General features: G+C 69.2%; 18 protein-coding genes and 1 pseudogene. 7 read left to right on the plus strand and 12 right to left on the minus strand.

All coding sequences use genetic code 11. From position 1 onward, the window contains the following. Positions 1–256 precede the first annotated feature (256 nt). Positions 257–1,564 (plus strand): annotated as a pseudogene (locus tag GTR02_RS25040) (IS110 family RNA-guided transposase). Between the two features lie 190 nt (positions 1,565–1,754). Next, entirely contained in the window at positions 1,755–2,495 is a 741-nt protein-coding gene (locus tag GTR02_RS03900; protein ID WP_166606168.1) for an alpha/beta fold hydrolase, read from the plus strand. Between the two features lie 106 nt (positions 2,496–2,601). Here GTR02_RS03900 and GTR02_RS03905 read toward each other — a convergent pair whose 3' ends face one another. Together GTR02_RS03905 and GTR02_RS03910 are read right to left on the minus strand one after the other, a co-directional pair. Next, positions 2,602–3,837: a hypothetical protein gene (locus GTR02_RS03905; protein ID WP_166606169.1), complete on the minus strand. Its 1,236-nt coding sequence runs from the start codon at positions 3,835–3,837 to the stop codon at positions 2,602–2,604. 658 nt (positions 3,838–4,495) lie between these two features. Continuing rightward, complete coding sequence (locus tag GTR02_RS03910) at positions 4,496–5,737, minus strand: PD40 domain-containing protein (RefSeq protein ID WP_166606170.1); 1,242 nt, start codon at positions 5,735–5,737, stop codon at positions 4,496–4,498. Between the two features lie 255 nt (positions 5,738–5,992). Between GTR02_RS03910 and GTR02_RS03915 the strand changes: the two genes are divergently transcribed. Continuing rightward, on the plus strand, positions 5,993–6,232 hold the full coding sequence (locus GTR02_RS03915) for a DUF2283 domain-containing protein (RefSeq protein WP_166606171.1): 240 nt from the start codon (positions 5,993–5,995) through the stop codon (positions 6,230–6,232). A gap of 28 nt (positions 6,233–6,260) precedes the next feature. Here the strand turns inward: GTR02_RS03915 and GTR02_RS03920 are convergent, their stop codons facing one another. The 7 genes from GTR02_RS03920 to GTR02_RS03950 all read right to left on the minus strand — a co-directional run bounded on the left by GTR02_RS03920 (position 6,261) and on the right by GTR02_RS03950 (position 10,541). Further along, the gene (locus GTR02_RS03920; protein ID WP_166606172.1) at positions 6,261–6,803 is read right to left on the minus strand and encodes a hypothetical protein; all 543 of its coding nucleotides are present in this window, start codon (positions 6,801–6,803) and stop codon (positions 6,261–6,263) included. A gap of 75 nt (positions 6,804–6,878) precedes the next feature. Continuing rightward, a complete protein-coding gene (locus GTR02_RS03925; protein ID WP_166606173.1) occupies positions 6,879–7,088 on the minus strand; it encodes a hypothetical protein in 210 nt (69 codons plus the stop codon). A gap of 236 nt (positions 7,089–7,324) precedes the next feature. After that, positions 7,325–8,311, minus strand: a complete 987-nt coding sequence (locus tag GTR02_RS03930) for a hypothetical protein (RefSeq protein ID WP_166606174.1) — start codon at positions 8,309–8,311, stop codon at positions 7,325–7,327. Beyond that, entirely contained in the window at positions 8,308–8,886 is a 579-nt protein-coding gene (locus GTR02_RS03935) for an RNA polymerase sigma factor (protein WP_166606175.1), read from the minus strand. The genes GTR02_RS03930 and GTR02_RS03935 overlap by 4 nt, the downstream gene beginning before the upstream one ends. Positions 8,887–9,133: 247 nt before the next feature. Then, positions 9,134–9,391 carry a sigma factor-like helix-turn-helix DNA-binding protein gene (locus GTR02_RS03940; protein WP_166606176.1) on the minus strand — a complete coding sequence of 86 codons (258 nt, stop codon included), beginning with the start codon at positions 9,389–9,391 and terminating at the stop codon, positions 9,134–9,136. Next, positions 9,355–9,714 carry a sigma factor gene (locus GTR02_RS03945; RefSeq protein ID WP_166606177.1) on the minus strand — a complete coding sequence of 120 codons (360 nt, stop codon included), beginning with the start codon at positions 9,712–9,714 and terminating at the stop codon, positions 9,355–9,357. Before GTR02_RS03945 ends, GTR02_RS03940 begins: the two co-directional genes overlap by 37 nt. Next, entirely contained in the window at positions 9,711–10,541 is an 831-nt protein-coding gene (locus tag GTR02_RS03950; protein WP_166606178.1) for a hypothetical protein, read from the minus strand. The genes GTR02_RS03945 and GTR02_RS03950 overlap by 4 nt, the downstream gene beginning before the upstream one ends. A gap of 460 nt (positions 10,542–11,001) precedes the next feature. Between GTR02_RS03950 and GTR02_RS03955 the strand changes: the two genes are divergently transcribed. Continuing rightward, positions 11,002–11,586, plus strand: coding sequence for a SigE family RNA polymerase sigma factor (locus GTR02_RS03955; protein ID WP_166606179.1), 585 nt, complete (start codon positions 11,002–11,004; stop codon positions 11,584–11,586). Positions 11,587–11,963: 377 nt separating this feature from the next. Beyond that, positions 11,964–12,491 (plus strand): hypothetical protein, encoded by a 528-nt coding sequence (locus GTR02_RS03960; protein WP_166606180.1) that lies wholly within the window; start codon positions 11,964–11,966, stop codon positions 12,489–12,491. Positions 12,492–12,745: 254 nt separating this feature from the next. On the opposite strand, the gene GTR02_RS03965 is transcribed toward GTR02_RS03960, so the two are convergent. The 3 genes from GTR02_RS03965 to GTR02_RS03975 form a co-directional block, all read right to left on the minus strand. Then, the gene (locus GTR02_RS03965) at positions 12,746–13,117 is read right to left on the minus strand and encodes a hypothetical protein (protein WP_166606181.1); all 372 of its coding nucleotides are present in this window, start codon (positions 13,115–13,117) and stop codon (positions 12,746–12,748) included. 196 nt (positions 13,118–13,313) lie between these two features. Next, the gene (locus tag GTR02_RS03970; RefSeq protein WP_166606182.1) at positions 13,314–13,994 is read right to left on the minus strand and encodes a hypothetical protein; all 681 of its coding nucleotides are present in this window, start codon (positions 13,992–13,994) and stop codon (positions 13,314–13,316) included. A 197-nt stretch (positions 13,995–14,191) separates the two neighbouring features. Then, on the minus strand, positions 14,192–14,695 hold the full coding sequence (locus GTR02_RS03975; RefSeq protein WP_166606183.1) for a sigma factor-like helix-turn-helix DNA-binding protein: 504 nt from the start codon (positions 14,693–14,695) through the stop codon (positions 14,192–14,194). Positions 14,696–14,775: 80 nt separating this feature from the next. Between GTR02_RS03975 and GTR02_RS22340 the strand changes: the two genes are divergently transcribed. Both GTR02_RS22340 and GTR02_RS03985 read left to right on the plus strand, forming a co-directional pair. Continuing rightward, positions 14,776–15,210 (plus strand): transposase, encoded by a 435-nt coding sequence (locus GTR02_RS22340; RefSeq protein WP_205708589.1) that lies wholly within the window; start codon positions 14,776–14,778, stop codon positions 15,208–15,210. Beyond that, a complete protein-coding gene (locus GTR02_RS03985; protein WP_166606202.1) occupies positions 15,207–16,223 on the plus strand; it encodes an IS3 family transposase in 1,017 nt (338 codons plus the stop codon). Before GTR02_RS22340 ends, GTR02_RS03985 begins: the two co-directional genes overlap by 4 nt. Positions 16,224–16,353: the final 130 nt, after the last annotated feature.

A 16,353-nucleotide genomic window follows, 5' to 3' on the forward strand; every position in this document is an offset into this window, starting at 1 on the left:
CGGCTACTTGTGTACTGGACCCACGACAACGGCCCGGCCAGGCTGTGTCGAGGTGTCCGACACGACGCTCTTCCTAGCGGCTGCCCACCAGGTGGATCGGTGTGGCTCTCTCATGGCGTGCGAAGGGTCGGGCACCGCCCGGCGGGGGTGAGGCTCAAGAGGGGTCTGTCGTGCTCGAAGTAGCGCTGCCCACCACTGCCAGCACGACGAGGCCCGGCCGGCCGGTCGGTCCCGCGGCGGCGCGACGGAGGGCGACATGGACGTCAAAAAGCCACCCATCACGGGTGTGATCATCGGGATGGACCCGCACAAACGCTCCGCGACCATCGAGGTCCTGGACCAGCGTGAGCGGTTGCTGGACGCGGGCCGGTTCACCACCGACACCGCCGGCTACCGCGACATGCTCGCGGCGGGGCGGGAGTTCAAGCAGCGGACATGGGCGGTCGAGGGCGCCAACGGGATCGGTAAGCACCTCGCCCAACGGTTGATCGCCGATGGTGAGCATGTGGTGGACGTCCCCGCGAAGCTGTCGGCGCGGGCTCGGGTGTTCTCCACCGGTCAGGGCCGTAAGACCGACGCCACCGATGCGCACTCCATCGCCCTGGTCGCGTTGCGCTCTTCCGGTCTTCGGGTGGTGCAGGTCGACGGGGAGCACGTCGCGTTGCGCCTGCTGGTCGATCGTCGCGACGATCTCGGCGTCCGGCGCACGGAGTCGGTGAACCGGATCCACAAGCTGCTGTTGGAGTTGCTGCCAGGTGGGGCGAAGACCGCGTTGACTGCAGCGCAGGCCAAGGCACTGGTCGCGACCGTCCGGCCCCGCGATGTCGCCGGGAAGACCAGGCGGCGGATCGTGGTCGCGCTCATCGAGGAGCTGACTGGCACGGACAAGCTGATCAAGGCGGCGAACAAGGAGCTGAAGGACCTCATCGTCGCGGGGGTCGCGGTTGATGGACCTGCACGGCATCGGTCCCTCGACCGCGGCACGGTTGCTGGGTGATGTCGGTGACATCGCCCGGTTCCCGTCCAAGGGGCACTTCGCGTCGTGGAACGGGACCGCCCCGATCGATGCGTCCAGTGGGGACAACAACCACCAGCGACTGTCGCGCTCAGGCAACCGGCGCATCAACCGGGTGCTGCACACGATGGCTATCGTGCAGTTGCGTCATGACACCGAGGGCCGGGCCTACTTCGACCGCAAGAGGCGCAGGGCAAGTCTTCGATGGAAGCGTTACGGGCGTTGAAGCGGCGCCTCTCCGATGTCGTCTACCGGCAGATGATCGCTGACGACCAGCTGCGCCAGGCCGGCTTGCAGCCGCCCTCGGGGCCTGCTGCTGACGACGTGCCGGAGGTCGTCGAGGAGCAGGAGCCCGTCGTCCTGGAGGACGTCGTGGACGACGTCGTGTCAGCGGTGGTCGTGACGGGCCCGGGAGGACAAGTGGGGGCGTCTACTGGCTCCAGCGCGGCCGGCTCGTATCCCCAGACCGGCCCTTCGGAGAAGTCACTTCCCGGACCCGCAGCGCCATCGTCCACCCGCACCCGCAGGCCCTGCAAGAGCGTCGGTTGACAGAGAGGGGTGCCATGACCGCGAGGTCGAGGTGTTGTTGTCTCCTGCTCCCGTGAATCAAGATGCGGACGTGATGACGCCCGTGGTGCTCGACTTCACCGACCCGGCGCGAGCAGCCTCGGCACCCGAGGGTCCTCGCCCCTTGAACACGAGTCTGTGGCGTCCGGCGGGAGCTGGCCCCTGGCCAGTCGTGCTGCTGTCCCACGGCACGGGTGGGTCGGCCCGTTCACTGGCCTGGCTGGCCGAAGCTCTGGTGGATGCCGGCTGGGCGGTGTTAGCAGTGGACCATCACGGCAACACCGCCACCCAGGACCACCAGCCCGCCGCCTTCGTCCGCGCCTGGGAACGACCACTGGACTTGAGCCGGGCCCTCGACCAAGCCTTGAACCTGGACCTAGGACTGGACGCCTCCCGCCTAGTGGCCTGCGGCTTCTCCATCGGCGGGTACACCGCGGCCGCTCTGTGCGGTGTGCGAGAGCTGCGGCCGTTGTTCGAGGCGCTGGTGAGCGGGCAGATTTCACTGCCCGCGGTGCCGGAGTACCCGGGCCTGGCGCGCGAGCTGCGCCAGCGCTGGGAGCAAGATCCCGACGGTCTCCTCGCCGGATGTGAGGGCGACGTCAGCGATGCGCGGGTGCGCGCCGCGGTCTTGCTGTCACCGGGAATCGGTGAGCTGCTCGACCTCGACAGCTTGGAGCAGGTGCAGTGCCCAGTCCTGATCTTGTCCGGCGGGGCCGATGAGACCACCCCGGCCGAGGCGAACGCCGATGTCTACGCCAAGCACATCCCCGCAGCGCAGCACGTGTGCCTGGGAGAGCGGGTGGGGCACTACGACCTGCTCGATGCGCCGACGACGGGTGAACGCACCGCTCTGCACCGACTCGCGGCGCGACTGATCGTGCAGTTCCTGGGGTCGTTCGCTGGGGCCTCATGAGGCTGCTCCACCTTCCGCAGATCGACATGATCGGACGTCGCCGGCGGCCGCGGTCGTGCGACATCCAGCAGATGACCGTGAGGCCGAGAGGTCACGCACGGGCGAATTACCGACGCCGAAAGGTGAGGGTCACTTCTGCGATCGCGTCTGGCTTGGGATTGGTGTCCTGAGCCTGCGGTTGACCTGTGACAGCGGGATCGTAGGTCCAGCTGACCGGGGCGGTGAGGACGAGGGTGTCTTCGCCGGGTTGCTCAATCCAGATCGACCAGCCTGCCCACGGCATCCACATGCCCCAGCCGTCGTGCAGCGGTGGGCGGCCAGTGCCAGGAAGCGGCCTGCTGGGGACGTCGGCGACGACGACGGCGTGAGTACCTGTCACCCGGGTGGAGGTGGCGTGCAATTGGCAGGGCAGGAGCTCCTGCCCCTCGGGCCACAGGCCTGGGCTCAAGGCGTGCAAGCTGATGGCGAAGACGCCGCCGTAGATGCGCTCCTGGTGATCATGCGTTCTCAGCGGGCCCAGGCGTGCGGTACGCAGCTGGACGGAGATGCTGGCCGGCGGACGTGCGGGCAGTGGGTGGGTCGTGACCAGGACGTCGACGGTGTAGTCGTCGGCGGGGTGAGCCGGCGGGCGGTCCCCTGCGACAACGCCGAAGCTGGTGAAGGAGTCCTCACGAGCGCTTCGAGCCTGGAAGCTGTCGTAGCGTTCCTGCTCGGCCAGCCACCTCGGGCGGCCTTCGTCGCGCAGGGTCGCCTGCTGCTCCAACAGTCCGTTGGATCGTTGCCGGGTGGGCTCATCGAGTACCCGGACGGTAGCTACCGGCTTGGCTGAGGTTGCATCAGAGGACGCTGGGTGAAGAGCTCGGCGAAGTCGGATGACGTCTTGTGGAGTGAGAGCTGCCGTGATGACAGCGCCGGCGTCTTCGATGGTGGCCAGCAGACGGTCGTAGTGGTCGTAGACATGGACGCCGAGACTGGCGGTGGCGTAGGTGCGGGCTAGATTCCACTGCGTCTCATCGCTGACATCCACGACGACGGCGTCGGGCCATCGGCCGGTGCGTCGGAGGAGCTGCAGGGCGCGCAGGTCCTCCTCGGCCCAGCTCTGCTGCTCTGCCAGGTCGTAGCGTGAGGGGACGCGAGGGCCGCTGCCGCCCCAGCCGTCGTCGGGGATGGCCACCCACCGGTCAGAGTGCAGGTCGATGACCATGGAGGCGGCGGCGGGGCGCACGGTGTCGAGGGTAGCGACGACGGCTCGTGGGCGGTCCAACCAGTCGTCGCCGCTGGAGAGGTCGCTGGCGACGACGACATGGACCTCCCGGTCCGCGAACTGACTGGTGAGCAGCACAGCGGAATCCTGTCATCCGGTGGCAGTGCAGGTCAGCTGGTGGCCGACATCCCCAACGGGGCTCGCGGAACCCCCTCAATGCCTGTCCGCGCCGGCAGCGGCATGATCGTGAGGTCTTGGTGCTCGGAGGTCACCGAGATGCTGCGCGGATGACTGAGAAGACGAGCATGCAAGCACGAGTGCGGCATGGGACAGACCGCACGTACACGATGCTCATCGACGGCCGCACCGGAGAGGTGGAGGTCGGGATGACCACCGAGACCGGTCGGCTGCCCGAGCTGGCCAGGGAGGGGCCGCACGGGTGATGGGCGTGCCGCTCGAGGAGGTTCTGCTCGAGGTGCTGGTGCTGCCACGAGCGCCACACGGGCGCGATGGTCAACTGGTCCGCATCCCTGAGCCGGGACGTTCCCGAGAGAGGGCGTTGGGGCAGGCGCATCGGTTCGGAGCAGAGGGTGGCTGGTTCACGACGGTCGCCGGCAGCGGGACCGGCATCTGCCTTGGAGGGGTTGGACGTCGCCCCGAGGTGGGAACCGGCGAGCTAGCTGAGCTCGAGGCGCCGCAATATCCTGCGGAAGGCGGCATGTGCGAATGTCCCCGGCTGCTCGAGGCCGCGGGGACTGGGACAGTGTTCATGCTCACGGCCGACCGTTGAGGTCAATTACGGGCGCAGTTGGCGGGCCCGGCGTTCGATGAGCGGGGGGTCAGGGAAGGTGGGTTGGAAGGCCAGTCCCGAGCTGGCGAAGCCGCCGGCGGTGCTCAGCTGGGTGGGCGCATCGCCGTCCACCGGAAGAGCCCAGATTGCGGGGTCAGCGCTGCCGTAGTCACACCCTTCACACGCGGGTACGGACGTGAACCCGTCAAGGGCGAGGAAGGTCCCGTCTGGTGACCAGGCCAGATGCTCGGCGCTGACAGGCGCTTCGCCGAGGTCCCGCAGTAGCCGGCCCTCGGCGTCGGTGATGACCACGCGCGGCGCACCGCTCGGGCGGAAGATGATGCCCTGCTCAGGAACGCCGGGCGTGCGGATCATCGCCAGCTTCGTGCCGTCGGGAGAGAAGGTCGGTAGCGCCTCGGCGTACGTGGGGGTGCGCAAGCGGATGGAGGTCGCTGAGGTGACGTCCGTTCGCACGAGGTCCTGTCCCTGCCCGTCGGACTTGGCGCTGATCACAGTGGTGCCGTCGACGGAGAAGGAGGCCCACCCGCTGCCTTGGGCATCCCCGGCCACTTGACGGGTGGCACCGGTGGCGAGGTCGGTGAGGAACAACTGGGGGTTGGAGCTGCCACCGCACGGGTCGCCGGGGATGGCCCGCCACAACAGCACAGAGTCGTCACGGGAGAAGACCAGCTCGTTGGTGACCACCTGCGCGGGGGTGAGGATGCGCACCGCCGTGCGTGAGCCAGCGCCGGAGTCGGGGTCGATGAGGACGAGGTCGGCGGGCGGGGTGGGCGGGTTGGTGGCGCAGTCGACGTTGGTGGGGATGCCTGCCCGGGCGACGGCCACGGTGCCGTCGGGACCGGCGGTGACGGCGCGGATGTCGTACCCGGTCATGAGGGTCTGTCGCTGGCTGCCGTCGGGGCGGGCGCTGTAGAGGGTGGAGCTGCCGTCTTGGCGGCCGTCGTAGCCGATCCAGAACAAGCGTTGTCCGTCGCGGCTCCACGTCAGCGCGCCGATCCCACCGCCGCGGGCGACGGGTTCGACCTCGTGGCTGGCTGTGTTCAGGGTGAGCAGGCTCTGCTCGGTGTCAGCGTCCGTCCAGCCGGTGAAGGCCAGCAGCGAGCCACCAGAGCCGTCAGCCCTCGTCGCCACACCAGGGGAGCTGGAGGCGCTGGCAGTGGTGGTCAGCAACAGGACGGTGCCGAGGGCGGCCAGGATCGTCGACGAGCCTGCCGTTTGTGTGCGCATCCTTGTAGGACACCACCCGTCGGGCATCGGTTCCCTGGAATCGGGTGATCTGTCCCGGCGTAGACGGGAGTGGCAGCAGCCCCCTCGAGCTGAGAGCACGCCCCGCGAGGCCACCGGCTTCAGCTCGCGCGTTCCGCGAGGCCACCGGCTTCAGCTCGCGCGTTCCACGAGGCCAGCGGCTGTGAGCGCGCCCTCCCCGCCACCAGCGGCAAGACCGGTAGATCAGCCGCGCGCTCATCGCGGCAAGCTAGGGCCATGGACGGCACCTGGGACGCGGAGGTCGATGCGGCCTACATCGATCTGTCGGGCGACTGCACCGACCCTCCGCTGAAGCAAGTGATCGTGGACACGGGGTCTGAGGAGTACGAGGTCATCTTGGACTTCAGTCCCGCCGGTCGTCTGCTGGGAGTTGAGGTGCTGGGCGCTAGCACTGCTCTGGACCCTGCTCTGCTCCGGACGCTGCGTCGCATCGACACACCGGCAGAGGCGCACTGAGCGGCGGCACGAGCGGACGCGCTCGCTCTCACCTGTGGTGGGCCGGAAGGCGCTGGTGGGCGTCCATGACGTGCAGGCTGCGGCGCAGCCACCTCATCTGCTCATCCCACCAGGCCAGACGCCGGTGCATCGGTGGGGGCTGCTCGGCATGACCCCAGACGTAGTCGTACAGACCGTGGAAGCCGGCGGAGTCCCGGATCCGTTCGGCTGCGGCTGAGTCGTCGAGCGAGGCGGCGGCGTCGTGAAGGACGTCGTCGATCTCCGCCATCGCGCCACGCATCCAGCCGTGCCAACGGTGGTGGGGACGGGCCAGGGCGCGCCGGCAGCCCTTGGCGTCGAGCACCCTGGTGATCGGCCATCGAGGCGCGGACAAAATCTGCCGCTCCTCGTTGACCTGCAGGAGGAGGCGGTAGCTGTGTGCGGCCAGGACGCGGCCGTCTTCGACGCACAGGGGCTCAGCCCCTGGGTAGCGGCCGCTCTCCTGCGGGTTGCCCGCCAGGCGCAGGACATGCACGGGCCGCAACCAGCCAGACAGGCGTAGGCGGACGAGCTGCAGTACGTCTTCTTCCACCGGAGAAGTGTGCCGCCCGTTCGCTCATCGGTCTGAGCGTGAGGACGGGCCGGCGAGCCCCGAGAGCCGCAGCCATCACCCCGCTGTCATCAGCAGCCAGAACACCTCCACCACGATCAGCCTGGCCCCAGCGATCACGACGCCGACCTCCTGGCGTGCGTGTCGCAGCAGCTGACGCCGCGCGACCTTCCTCGTCGCCTCCTGCACAAGGGCCTCGGCGTCAACGGGAGCGCCGGTGTGGTGGCGCAGCCGCGTCACGAAGTCGTCGTCCGGGTCGGTAGGCATGACCGGCGCTCCTCAGCGCCGAGCCCATCTCAGTCAAGGGGTTGACGTCGCGAGAGCTCGATCTACCACGAGCACGTCGGGGGCACTTGTTGTTGCCCAGGTGAAGCCACCTCGAGCGTCGCGCACAGAGTTGAGTGAGGTGTCACCCATCCGTGCGGCAGACCCGACCGCGCGACCAGCGGCTTGAGCGCGCGCCTCGCACCGCACTGCGTCACAAGCAGTCAGTCTCCTCAGCTTCAGGCGGTAGAGACTTCGAGCACCGGTCGTCCCCGGCCCGCGGCCGCGGCCTCCGCGTCCACACCGCCGCAGGAGTTGATGGCTGCTTCCCCGGCTTGATCCAGGAAGCCGGTCAGGTCGCCGAGCGGGGCTCCCCACGTCTCGATGCGGTCACCGATGCCGAGGCGGGTCCCGTCGGTCAAGACGATCTGCTCAGTCGCGTCATCCCACGCCGAGCCCTGCGGCCAGACCAGGAGCGCCTCGTCCATGACCAAGCAGCCGTCCTCGAGTCCGACGGTTCCGGTGCGCGCCCAGGCCTCGCGCACCAAGCCCTCGGGGTGGCCGGCGATGGCGATGACCGGGTCAGGTGTTGCCGGGACGATGGCGGGGACGGAGTACGAGGGCCACTCGTCGGAGCGGACGATGCGCCAGGCGTCGGTGTCGTCGTTGCGCACGAGGATCACCGACCCGGAGAAGGGGGCCTTGCCGATGACCAGGGCAGGGTCGTCGTCATAGGAGTAGGAGAGCGGGACGGCAACGGCTTGCCGCCAGCCCTGCGTGACGGTGTCTGTTGTCGGGTAGGACCGGGGTACACCGATCCTGACGTCGTTGACCCGCAGCTTGTCAGCGTTCCAGCGGATCAGCCACGTCGGGTCTTGGACCCAGTAGTCGTTGTGCGCTGCAGCGTCGTCTCCGGCCATCCGGGCCTCGATGTAGCCGCGGACTACCTGCTCGGGTGATCCGCTGGCGTCGGGCGCGGCTACGGTCGTCGTGGTGGTGGCCGTCCACAGCCACGACATACCGCCTGCTGCACCAACCCCTCCGACGGTGGCCACCACCGCCAGGCCGAGAGCCACCGGTAGTGCTCGAGTGCGCAGCCGGCGCCGACGTCCGCGAGCCTTGATGTGATCCAAGTTCCAGGTGGGCGGCGGACTGGGCCGGTCACGCAGTGCGGTCCTCAAGGTGCTCGAGACGTCGGCGCTGGTGTCGCTGTCGTCGTTGGTCATCGATGTGCTCCGTCCGGGAAGTGCTGGTCAGCGAGGAACGTGGTGTCCTGCCCAGTCGGCGGTGAGGCGCTGAGGTGCTGCTGCAGGAAGCGGCGGGCGTGGTGGGCCTGGCTCTTCACCGTGCCCTCAGAGCAGTGCAGGAGGTCAGCGACGTCACTGACCGGCAGGTCCTCCAGGAAGCGCAGGACCGCGACGGCACGCTGGCGCGGTGGCAGCAGACGCAGCAGATCCATGGCGTCCAGGCGCTCCACACTGGACCCGGTCAGCTCCACTGCAGACGGGTGCGCCGACGTCGCTCCAGCGGCGGTGTCGTCGAGGATGGCGGTCTCGTGGCGGCGCCAGGCGCGACGGTCCTCGGAGATCAGCCGGCGGACCAGGGTGGTGCGGGCGTAGGCGTACTCCTCACCACCGCGGCGCACCCGTGGCCAAGCGGCGTAGACGCGCTCCATGGTGTCCTGCACGACGTCGTCGCTGTGGTGCCAGTCGTGGCACCAGGCGTACGCCAGCTGTCGCAGCCGCGGCATCGCGGTGCCGGCGAAGGCGTCGAACGCCGCACCGTCGATGTCTTTGCTCATGACCCCACCCCCTCACAGCTTGTACGCCGCAGCCCGGCGTGGAGGTTGCATCGACGTGCTGTGCCGGAGGAGGCCGTGGCAGCGTCGCAGCGAGCGGGTCCAAGAAGCGCTGATTTGGTTAGCCACCTCGCGCGACCAGCGGCAGGAGTAGCCCTGTGTCGAGCAGCCCCGCGAGAACGGCCTGCAGCGCCGCACGCTGATCGCGACATGACCGTGCGTTCCGCACCGCGGCGTGACCGAGAGATCGTCAGTGGTGCTCGACCACCGGCCGCAGGTGTCCTCGGCCGGGGCCCGCGGGTGCGCCCTCGTCGACCAAGCGCAGCAGGTCAGGATGGGCGGCCAGACGTCGCCGGGCCCGGTGCAGACGTACCCGAGCCGTCGTGGCGGTGATTCCCATGACGCGGGCCGCGTCAGCGGTGCTCAGCTGCTCCCAGGCGGTCAGCGTGATCAGCTCCCGGTCCGGCTCATTCACCGCCTCCAACGCGGCACGCACGACGTCCACCACCCTGGACGAGAGCGACGAAGAGGGGCCTTGGCCCTCGGTTCGTCGTCGTGGTCGGCCAGCTCCCGGTGCAGGTTCTCGACCCCGGCCTGCTGGCGCCGGTGCTGGGCCAGGAGCCGGCGTGCAGCACCGAACAGCCACAACCGTTCCCTGCCCTCGGGTAAGTCGCTCCGTCGTCGCCAGGCGATGAGGTAGACCTCGGCGAGCAGGTCAGCGGCGTCGGCCGGGGCGGTTCGCCGGGTCAGGTAGGCCAGGACGTCGACGCGGGTGTCGCGGAAGAGCTGCTCGAACCGTTCGCCGTCGTCGATGGTGCCTGCTCGACTCATCGGGTCGAGCCCTGACCGATGATCGTCGCTGCCGTGGTCACCGCAGCAGTGATCGCTGGCGTCATCGCCGGGCTGCACCGGTCGCTGGCGGCGACCGCGCCCAGTACCGCAGCGCGGTCGCCAGCGGCCGCGGCGGTGGCGATGGCTGGGACCCATCCGAAGCGGGTGCCCGTCTCGGCTCCGGCGTCCGCGCGTGCGCCGCTGGCGCTGGGGGTCGGGTCGACGTCGGTGACCGCGGACCAGGTCAGCGACGCGGTGAGGGTGCTCGTGGCGGTCCGTCGAGCGGAGACGTCGACGGTGCTATGGCCGGTGGTGTCGGCGGCGATCCACGCATCGGCCCAGGTGCAGATCGCGTTCTGGGCGACCTGGGCCCGCAAGGCGCTGACGGTGATCTGCGCGTCAGTTCCGGGTGCGAGGGAGCCGGCGCGGAACTGGGCTTGGCGCTGGGCCTGGTGGTCGGCCGAGAAGGGGATGTCGGCGGTGAGCTGGGCGGCGACGTCGAGGTAGTCACTGCCGTCCTGGCGCAAGACCTCACCGGGTCCGGCGGCTGTCGCCTCCCAGCCGCTGGTGTGCTGCCCGGTGTGGGCGGCCAGGTAGGTGGCGGCCGCCGCGGTGCCGGCACTGGCCACGGCGAGGGTCAAGGTGATGGCGCTGACGCGGGCGAGACGGCGGCGGTGACGGGCGCGGACCTGCTGAGCGGCCACGACGTCCAGGCGGCGGGCGCGGCGCGTGGCGAGCTCGCTGTCGTGGTGGTCAACGCGGGTAGCGGTGGCACCGGAGGTGTCGGACAAGGTGGTGGTGAGGGTGCGCCAGGTGTCGGTGAACACCTGCTCCTGCTGGTGTTGGGCCAGCGGCCGCGACCCGGCCTCTCGCAGGAGGTCGTCGAGGGTGATCTCACCGTCGTGGGGGTGCATGGCTGGTCTCCGGTCCGGGCAGCTCCTGGTGAGCGCTCACACCAGTACGTGTCACCACCGTTACAGAGGCGACGCTGCGGCTGCCAGAGACTCACTGGCCAGCGATGTGACCGCGCGTTCGCGACCAGCGTCATGTCCGCGCGGCCAGCACTCAGCCGTCGTCCCGACCGCGAAGTCGGACCGGGATCGTGTGACGACGAGGCACGTCCGCTCACCTATGGGTCTGGCGTAAGGCCCCGGAAGCCGGTCCTCACTCCACGTCCGCTGCCGTCTGGCTGGTGCGCAGGGCCTTCAGGGAAAAGATCATCGGTCGATGGCCTTGACAACTTTTTCCTCCAGCGGGGCGTCGTAGGGGTGTGAACAGGCTGATGAGGTGAACCTCGTTGATCGAACCGACGCCTTCAGCGCGTGGGCGGCGGACGCGGCGCCGCGCCTGGTCCGCATCGCGCGACTGCTGACGGGCGATGTCCACGCTGGAGAGGACCTCACGCAGGAGGTCTTGGAGAAGATCTACGCCCGCTGGACCCACCTCGAGGATCCTGACGCATACGCGCGGAGGGCACTGGCCAATGCAGTCACCTCGCGCTGGCGGCGACGATCCCGCAGACCTGAGGTGTTGTTGGAGCTCGACCGTGACGCCGCTACCGCGCACCCCCGTCACGATCCCCACCCCGGCACCGAGCAGCGCCTGGACCTGATGGCTGAACTGGCGCGCCTTCCCTCACGTCAGCGCGCGGTCGTCGTTCTGCGTTACCTCGACGACTTGAGTGAACGAGACGTCGCTGAGCTGCTCGACATCAGCGTCGGCACCGTGAAGAGCCAGAGCGCTCGGGGGCTGACACGGCTGCGTGAGCGCTGGGCAGCACCGACCGGCACGACACCGATCGCCACCGGCGAGACCCGGACCGACCCGAGCCCTCGGGGCGAGCCCGCCTACCGAAGGGGAGGCACCACCTGATGCTAAGCGACACGACCCACGAGAACGATCTGCGTCGGCGGTTGCAGAAGGCGGCTGGACCCGTTGAGGGGTCAGCCGCTCTGGTGGCGCGCTCCGTCCACGGTGGGCGCCGTCGGCTGCGACGCCGACAGGGGGCCGCCGGAGCTAGCGCAGTGGCGGTGCTCGCTACGGCGCTGGTCGTCGCCACCCACCTTCCAGGCAGCGGAACAAGCCTCAACACGGTCGCTGCTTCTCCCACGTCGACCCCAGCGCCCTCGTCACCATCCACGCCACCCCCCGAGGAGACCGTCCTCGACGCCACGCTCAGCGCCCAGGCGCTAGCCGAGCTGACGCGAGCCAACGACGCAGCCCCCAGCACTCAGGGGAGAGCTGACGCAGTGCGGGCAGCTGCGCTCACGCCAGAGGTCAATGCGGTCTTAGCTGAAGCGCTGCCCGGCTTTCCGGCGGCTACTGGTGCCACCTCCATTACCGCCGACGGCACGCCGGTGGGGTGGAACTTCACCGCCACCGACTCCGACGCCGTCGACGCGCAGGGACGACCTGTGGATGTGTGGGTGTACATCAGCGTGGTACGTCCGAGCGCAGCTCTCAACGCCGACACCGTGGTGTGCGCAGGGGGTGGCTGGGTGGCGTGTCAGGAACGCACGTTGGGCGACGGGACAGTGCTGCGCAGCGGGCTGGTGCGCCACGAGATGCAGACCGACCACGCGGTCGTCACCGCGACCACGCCGTTCGCCTTCGCCGTCTTGCCTGACGGCCGGTTGGTCGATGCCCGATCTAGCGTGAACTGGGGTCCCGACGCGATCGAAGGGGACTTCACCCTGGCAACGGGCCACCCGTTGACCGTCGAGGCACTCGAGGAACTCGTCACCTCACCTCAACTGGAGCAGCTGCCGGTCCCGTGAGATCCGGGTCGCGGACCTGCCGCGGACCTGGGGCGAGCTGTCGGCCTCCACGGTGAGGCCTACACGTCACGAGATCGGATCGCTTGGTCGAGGAGCATCCACCCCTCGCGCTGGACGTCACTGGTGCGTCACGACCCGCGCCCGGCTTGCGGCGTGACCACGCCCGTCCGCGCTCTGCGGCATGAGCGGGTGCCTCTGGTCTGGCGCGACCAACGCAGAAGGCACCTGTCGTGAGCGCTGGCACAGCTCTGGCGTCAGGAGCCGTCAGTAGGGGTAAGCGTCCGCCGCAAGGTCGCCATGACTTCATCGAGAACGTCATCCAGCTGAGTGAGGTCACACCACTCATACCATGCGCCGGATCGCCTACGCGGCTGGTGAGCCGTGGCCTCGGTGCTGATGGCGATGTCCTCGTCCAGCCCGTCAAACCAGACGTGCACGGGTTCATTGTCGGCTGGCCCGTGCACGACGGTGCCCCAGCCATGCACGGCTTCCTTGCCGTTCTCGGACTCCCAGAAGCGGTCCTGATGGCGGTAGTCGGTGATGCCAAGGTCATCGAGCAGCTGCTCGAGGCGTTGACGCAGATGCTCCTGGGCGGCGGGAGGTACTGGTGGCTGTAGGTCCGGCATCCATCCACGCTAGCCAGAGGATGCTGCTCCGATGGGGTGCAGCCGCGGATGCCGCTGTGCATCTTGCAGACATCGGCAAGGTCGCATAGGCGCCAGCCGTCGTGATGGCGCACGACCAGCGGGATGACCGCGACGTCGTCTGCAGTGCGGTAGGTCTGCGCATCGCGTCGTCTGGGGTGAAGGTGGCCTGGACCACTCAGAGAGGTTGTCCAGAGACGTCGCGCAGCACAGTGCCATCCCGGAGGGTGACGTCGAGGGTGTACGTGGGCACCAGGTGGGTGGTGCGGCACTCGCCCTCGCAGTTGTTCGCCGTGCCCGGAGAGGCCGGCGTGGTGGTCCTGCGCATTGCACGACCTGGCCACCAAGCGGCGTAGTGACCGTCCTGGACCGTGGCTTGCGCAGTCAGGCCACCCTGGGCATGGACGGTGACCGCTGCGACGTTCTCGCCTACGAGCCCGTCCAGGACCGAGAGTTCATCGCCGGGGGTCGTCTGCTCGTAGATCCCGCCGTCGCTGATGGCGTCGGCGGCCGGGCGTGCCCCCCCACCGCCGCCGCCGGCGACGAACGTCGCCTCGCCTCCCGGTGGGAGGTCCACCAGGCACGTCAGCGTCATGACGGGGCTCGATCCTTCGTCCAACACCACGAGAACGAGGTCCCCTCGCCGCTCGACCAGCCGGGTCCGCAACCGCTCGACGCGGTAGCCGGACGTCAAGGTCTCGTCCTCGACGCACGCCTGGCGTGCGGCGGCGGCGTCGGCGGGGCTCGCCGCAGTGGGTACCGGCTCCCACGAGTCGGCGTACGCCGTTCCCCCGCCGAGCACCTGGGAGGTGTTGACGCCCAGCACCGCCACGCCGGCGGCCAGGGCGAGGACACCCACGCGCCGCGCGGTGCGAGGGCGCCGGGGCAGGAGCGGATCGCGGCCGACCCGGCCGGGGGGCGTGCGGGGCTGGGTCACGATGCTGTCCAGACCCGCTCGGGCACGGACGCGCGCGGCTTGATCCAGGGGGGTCGGGGGAGCCGCGTCCAGGGCTCTCAGCGCGGCGTCGATCTCGGCGTCCGGGCGGTGGGTCGGACTCATCGGGTGGCCTCCAACGTGTCGTCGGTGAGGGGGTGGCGCTTCGGTGCCGCGGCCGGCCTCGGAGCGTCGGTGTCGTCCAGGTGCGCGCGTAGGGCTCGTCGGGCGCGCATGAGGCGCAACCGGTAGGCCGTGGCGGTGGTGCTGAGTACCAGTGCGGCCTGGGCGGAGGTCAGGTCCTCGAGGACGGTGAGGGCGAGGACCTCCATCTCACCGGGGTCGAGGCGCTGCCACGCGGTGGTGAGGTCGAGGGAGGCGATGACGGCGTCGTGGGGGTCGCTCGTCGCCTCGCCTTGATCGGCCAGCCGGACGGTGAGGGCTTGGCGTCGGTCGCTGCTCCGGCGTGAGGTCAGCAGGCAGTTGCGGGCGATGCCGAACACCCAGGCGCGTTGAGCGTCGCGGCGTCGTGGGGCGTCTTCGAAGCGTCGCCAGGCGACCAAGAGGGCGTCGGCGACCACGTCCTCGGCGCTGCTGGTTGCCTCGCTCGGTAGGCGACGGTTCACGAACCCTCCCTGCCAGACTCAGGTGAGACACGCAGTACAGATCCACTCACTGTCGTAGGGCGAGAAGCGAGACACCTCCTGTGACCCTGACACTGTCCGATGTGGACAGCACCGACCGCCCCGACCCGACCGAGCCCGGCGAGTCGACTGAGGCAGGCCCCCGTGCCGAGCGACCCCGCCGCCGCTCGTTCACCGCCGAGTACAAGGCCCGGATCCTGGCCGAGTACGACGCCGCACCCCGCGGCCAACGCGGGGCGATCCTGCGCCGTGAAGGCTTGTACGACACCCACCTCATCCACTGGCGCAAAGCCGCCGCCGCTGGCGCCGCCGACGCCTTGAGCCCTCGGAGAGCTGATCCTCGGGACAAGGAGATCGCTGAACTGCGCGCCCGCGCCGAACGTGCCGAAGCCGATCTGGACCGGACCCGGACGGCGTTGGACATCGTCGGAAAAGCGCACGAGCTCTTGGAGAAACTCTCCGAGAGCACGGGCACACCGAAGCCGCCGCGGAGCTGAACAACCCCGCCGTCAACGACCTAGCGACGGTGCTGTGCGGCCGTCTCGGCGGGACCCGCCGCGCTTGCGGCCTACTGGGCCGCGCCCGCGCATCGCACTACCGCGCAACCGCAGGACCCCGGCTGGGACCCGTTCGTCCCCGACCACGGCCGGCCAGCGCCTTGAGCCCCACTGAGGAGCACCACGTCCTGGACGTGGTGACCTCGCCGCGGTTCGTTGACAAGTCCGTAGCCCAGATCTGGGCGGTCCTACTGGATGAGGGGACGTACCTGTGCTCGCAGTCGACGATGCACCGCCTGTTGCGGCGCAACGGTATAGCCGGTGACCGTAGGAATCAGGCCACGCATCCGGCGAAGGTGAAACCAGAACTCGTCGCGGTCAGAGTCGGCCAGGTCTGGAGCTGGGACATCACGAAGTTGAGAGGTCCAGCGCGCGGCGTCTACTTCGAGTTGTACGTCGTGATCGACATCTACTCCCGCTACGTCGTCGCCTGGCGCGTCGAGGCCACCGAAGACGCCGCCCTGGCTCAGGAGATGCTGACCGAGGCGATGGGACGACATCAGATCCCCGACGTCGTCCACGCCGACCGGGGCACGTCGATGACGTCCAAACCGGTCGCGCAGCTGCTGGTGGACCTGGGGGTGACGCGGTCGCATTCACGACCGCGGGTGTCGAACGACAACCCGTACAGCGAGGCGCAGTTCAAGACATTGAAGTACGCCCCGGCGTTCCCAGACCGGTTCGAGACGCTCGAGCAGGCCCGGAAGTTCTGCGAGGTGTTCTTCGGCCACTACAACTACGTGCACCGGCATTCCGGGATCGCGCTGCACACCCCGGCATCGGTGCACTACGGCACCGCCAGACAAGTCCGAGCCGCACGGCAGGAGACTCTGGACGCGGCCTACGCCGCGCACCCTGAACGGTTCAGCGGCCGCCGCCCCGAACCGCCCAAGCTGCCCACCGAGGCGTGGATCAACCAGCCCTCGAGGGAGGCCCAGATTCAGAGCGCGTAAGCAGTCCGTGTCTCACCGAGCTTGACAGGTTCCGGAAGCGCAAGACGTCGGCGTACACGTCGGTGTACAACGCATGGAAACGCTGCTCGTCCGCAACATCGGGCAGCGGTGGTGGGCTCACACCAACCTC

Origin of the sequence: Kineococcus siccus (assembly GCF_009906795.1) — a bacterium.
GTDB classification, from domain to species: Bacteria; Actinomycetota; Actinomycetes; order Actinomycetales; family Kineococcaceae; genus Kineococcus; species Kineococcus siccus.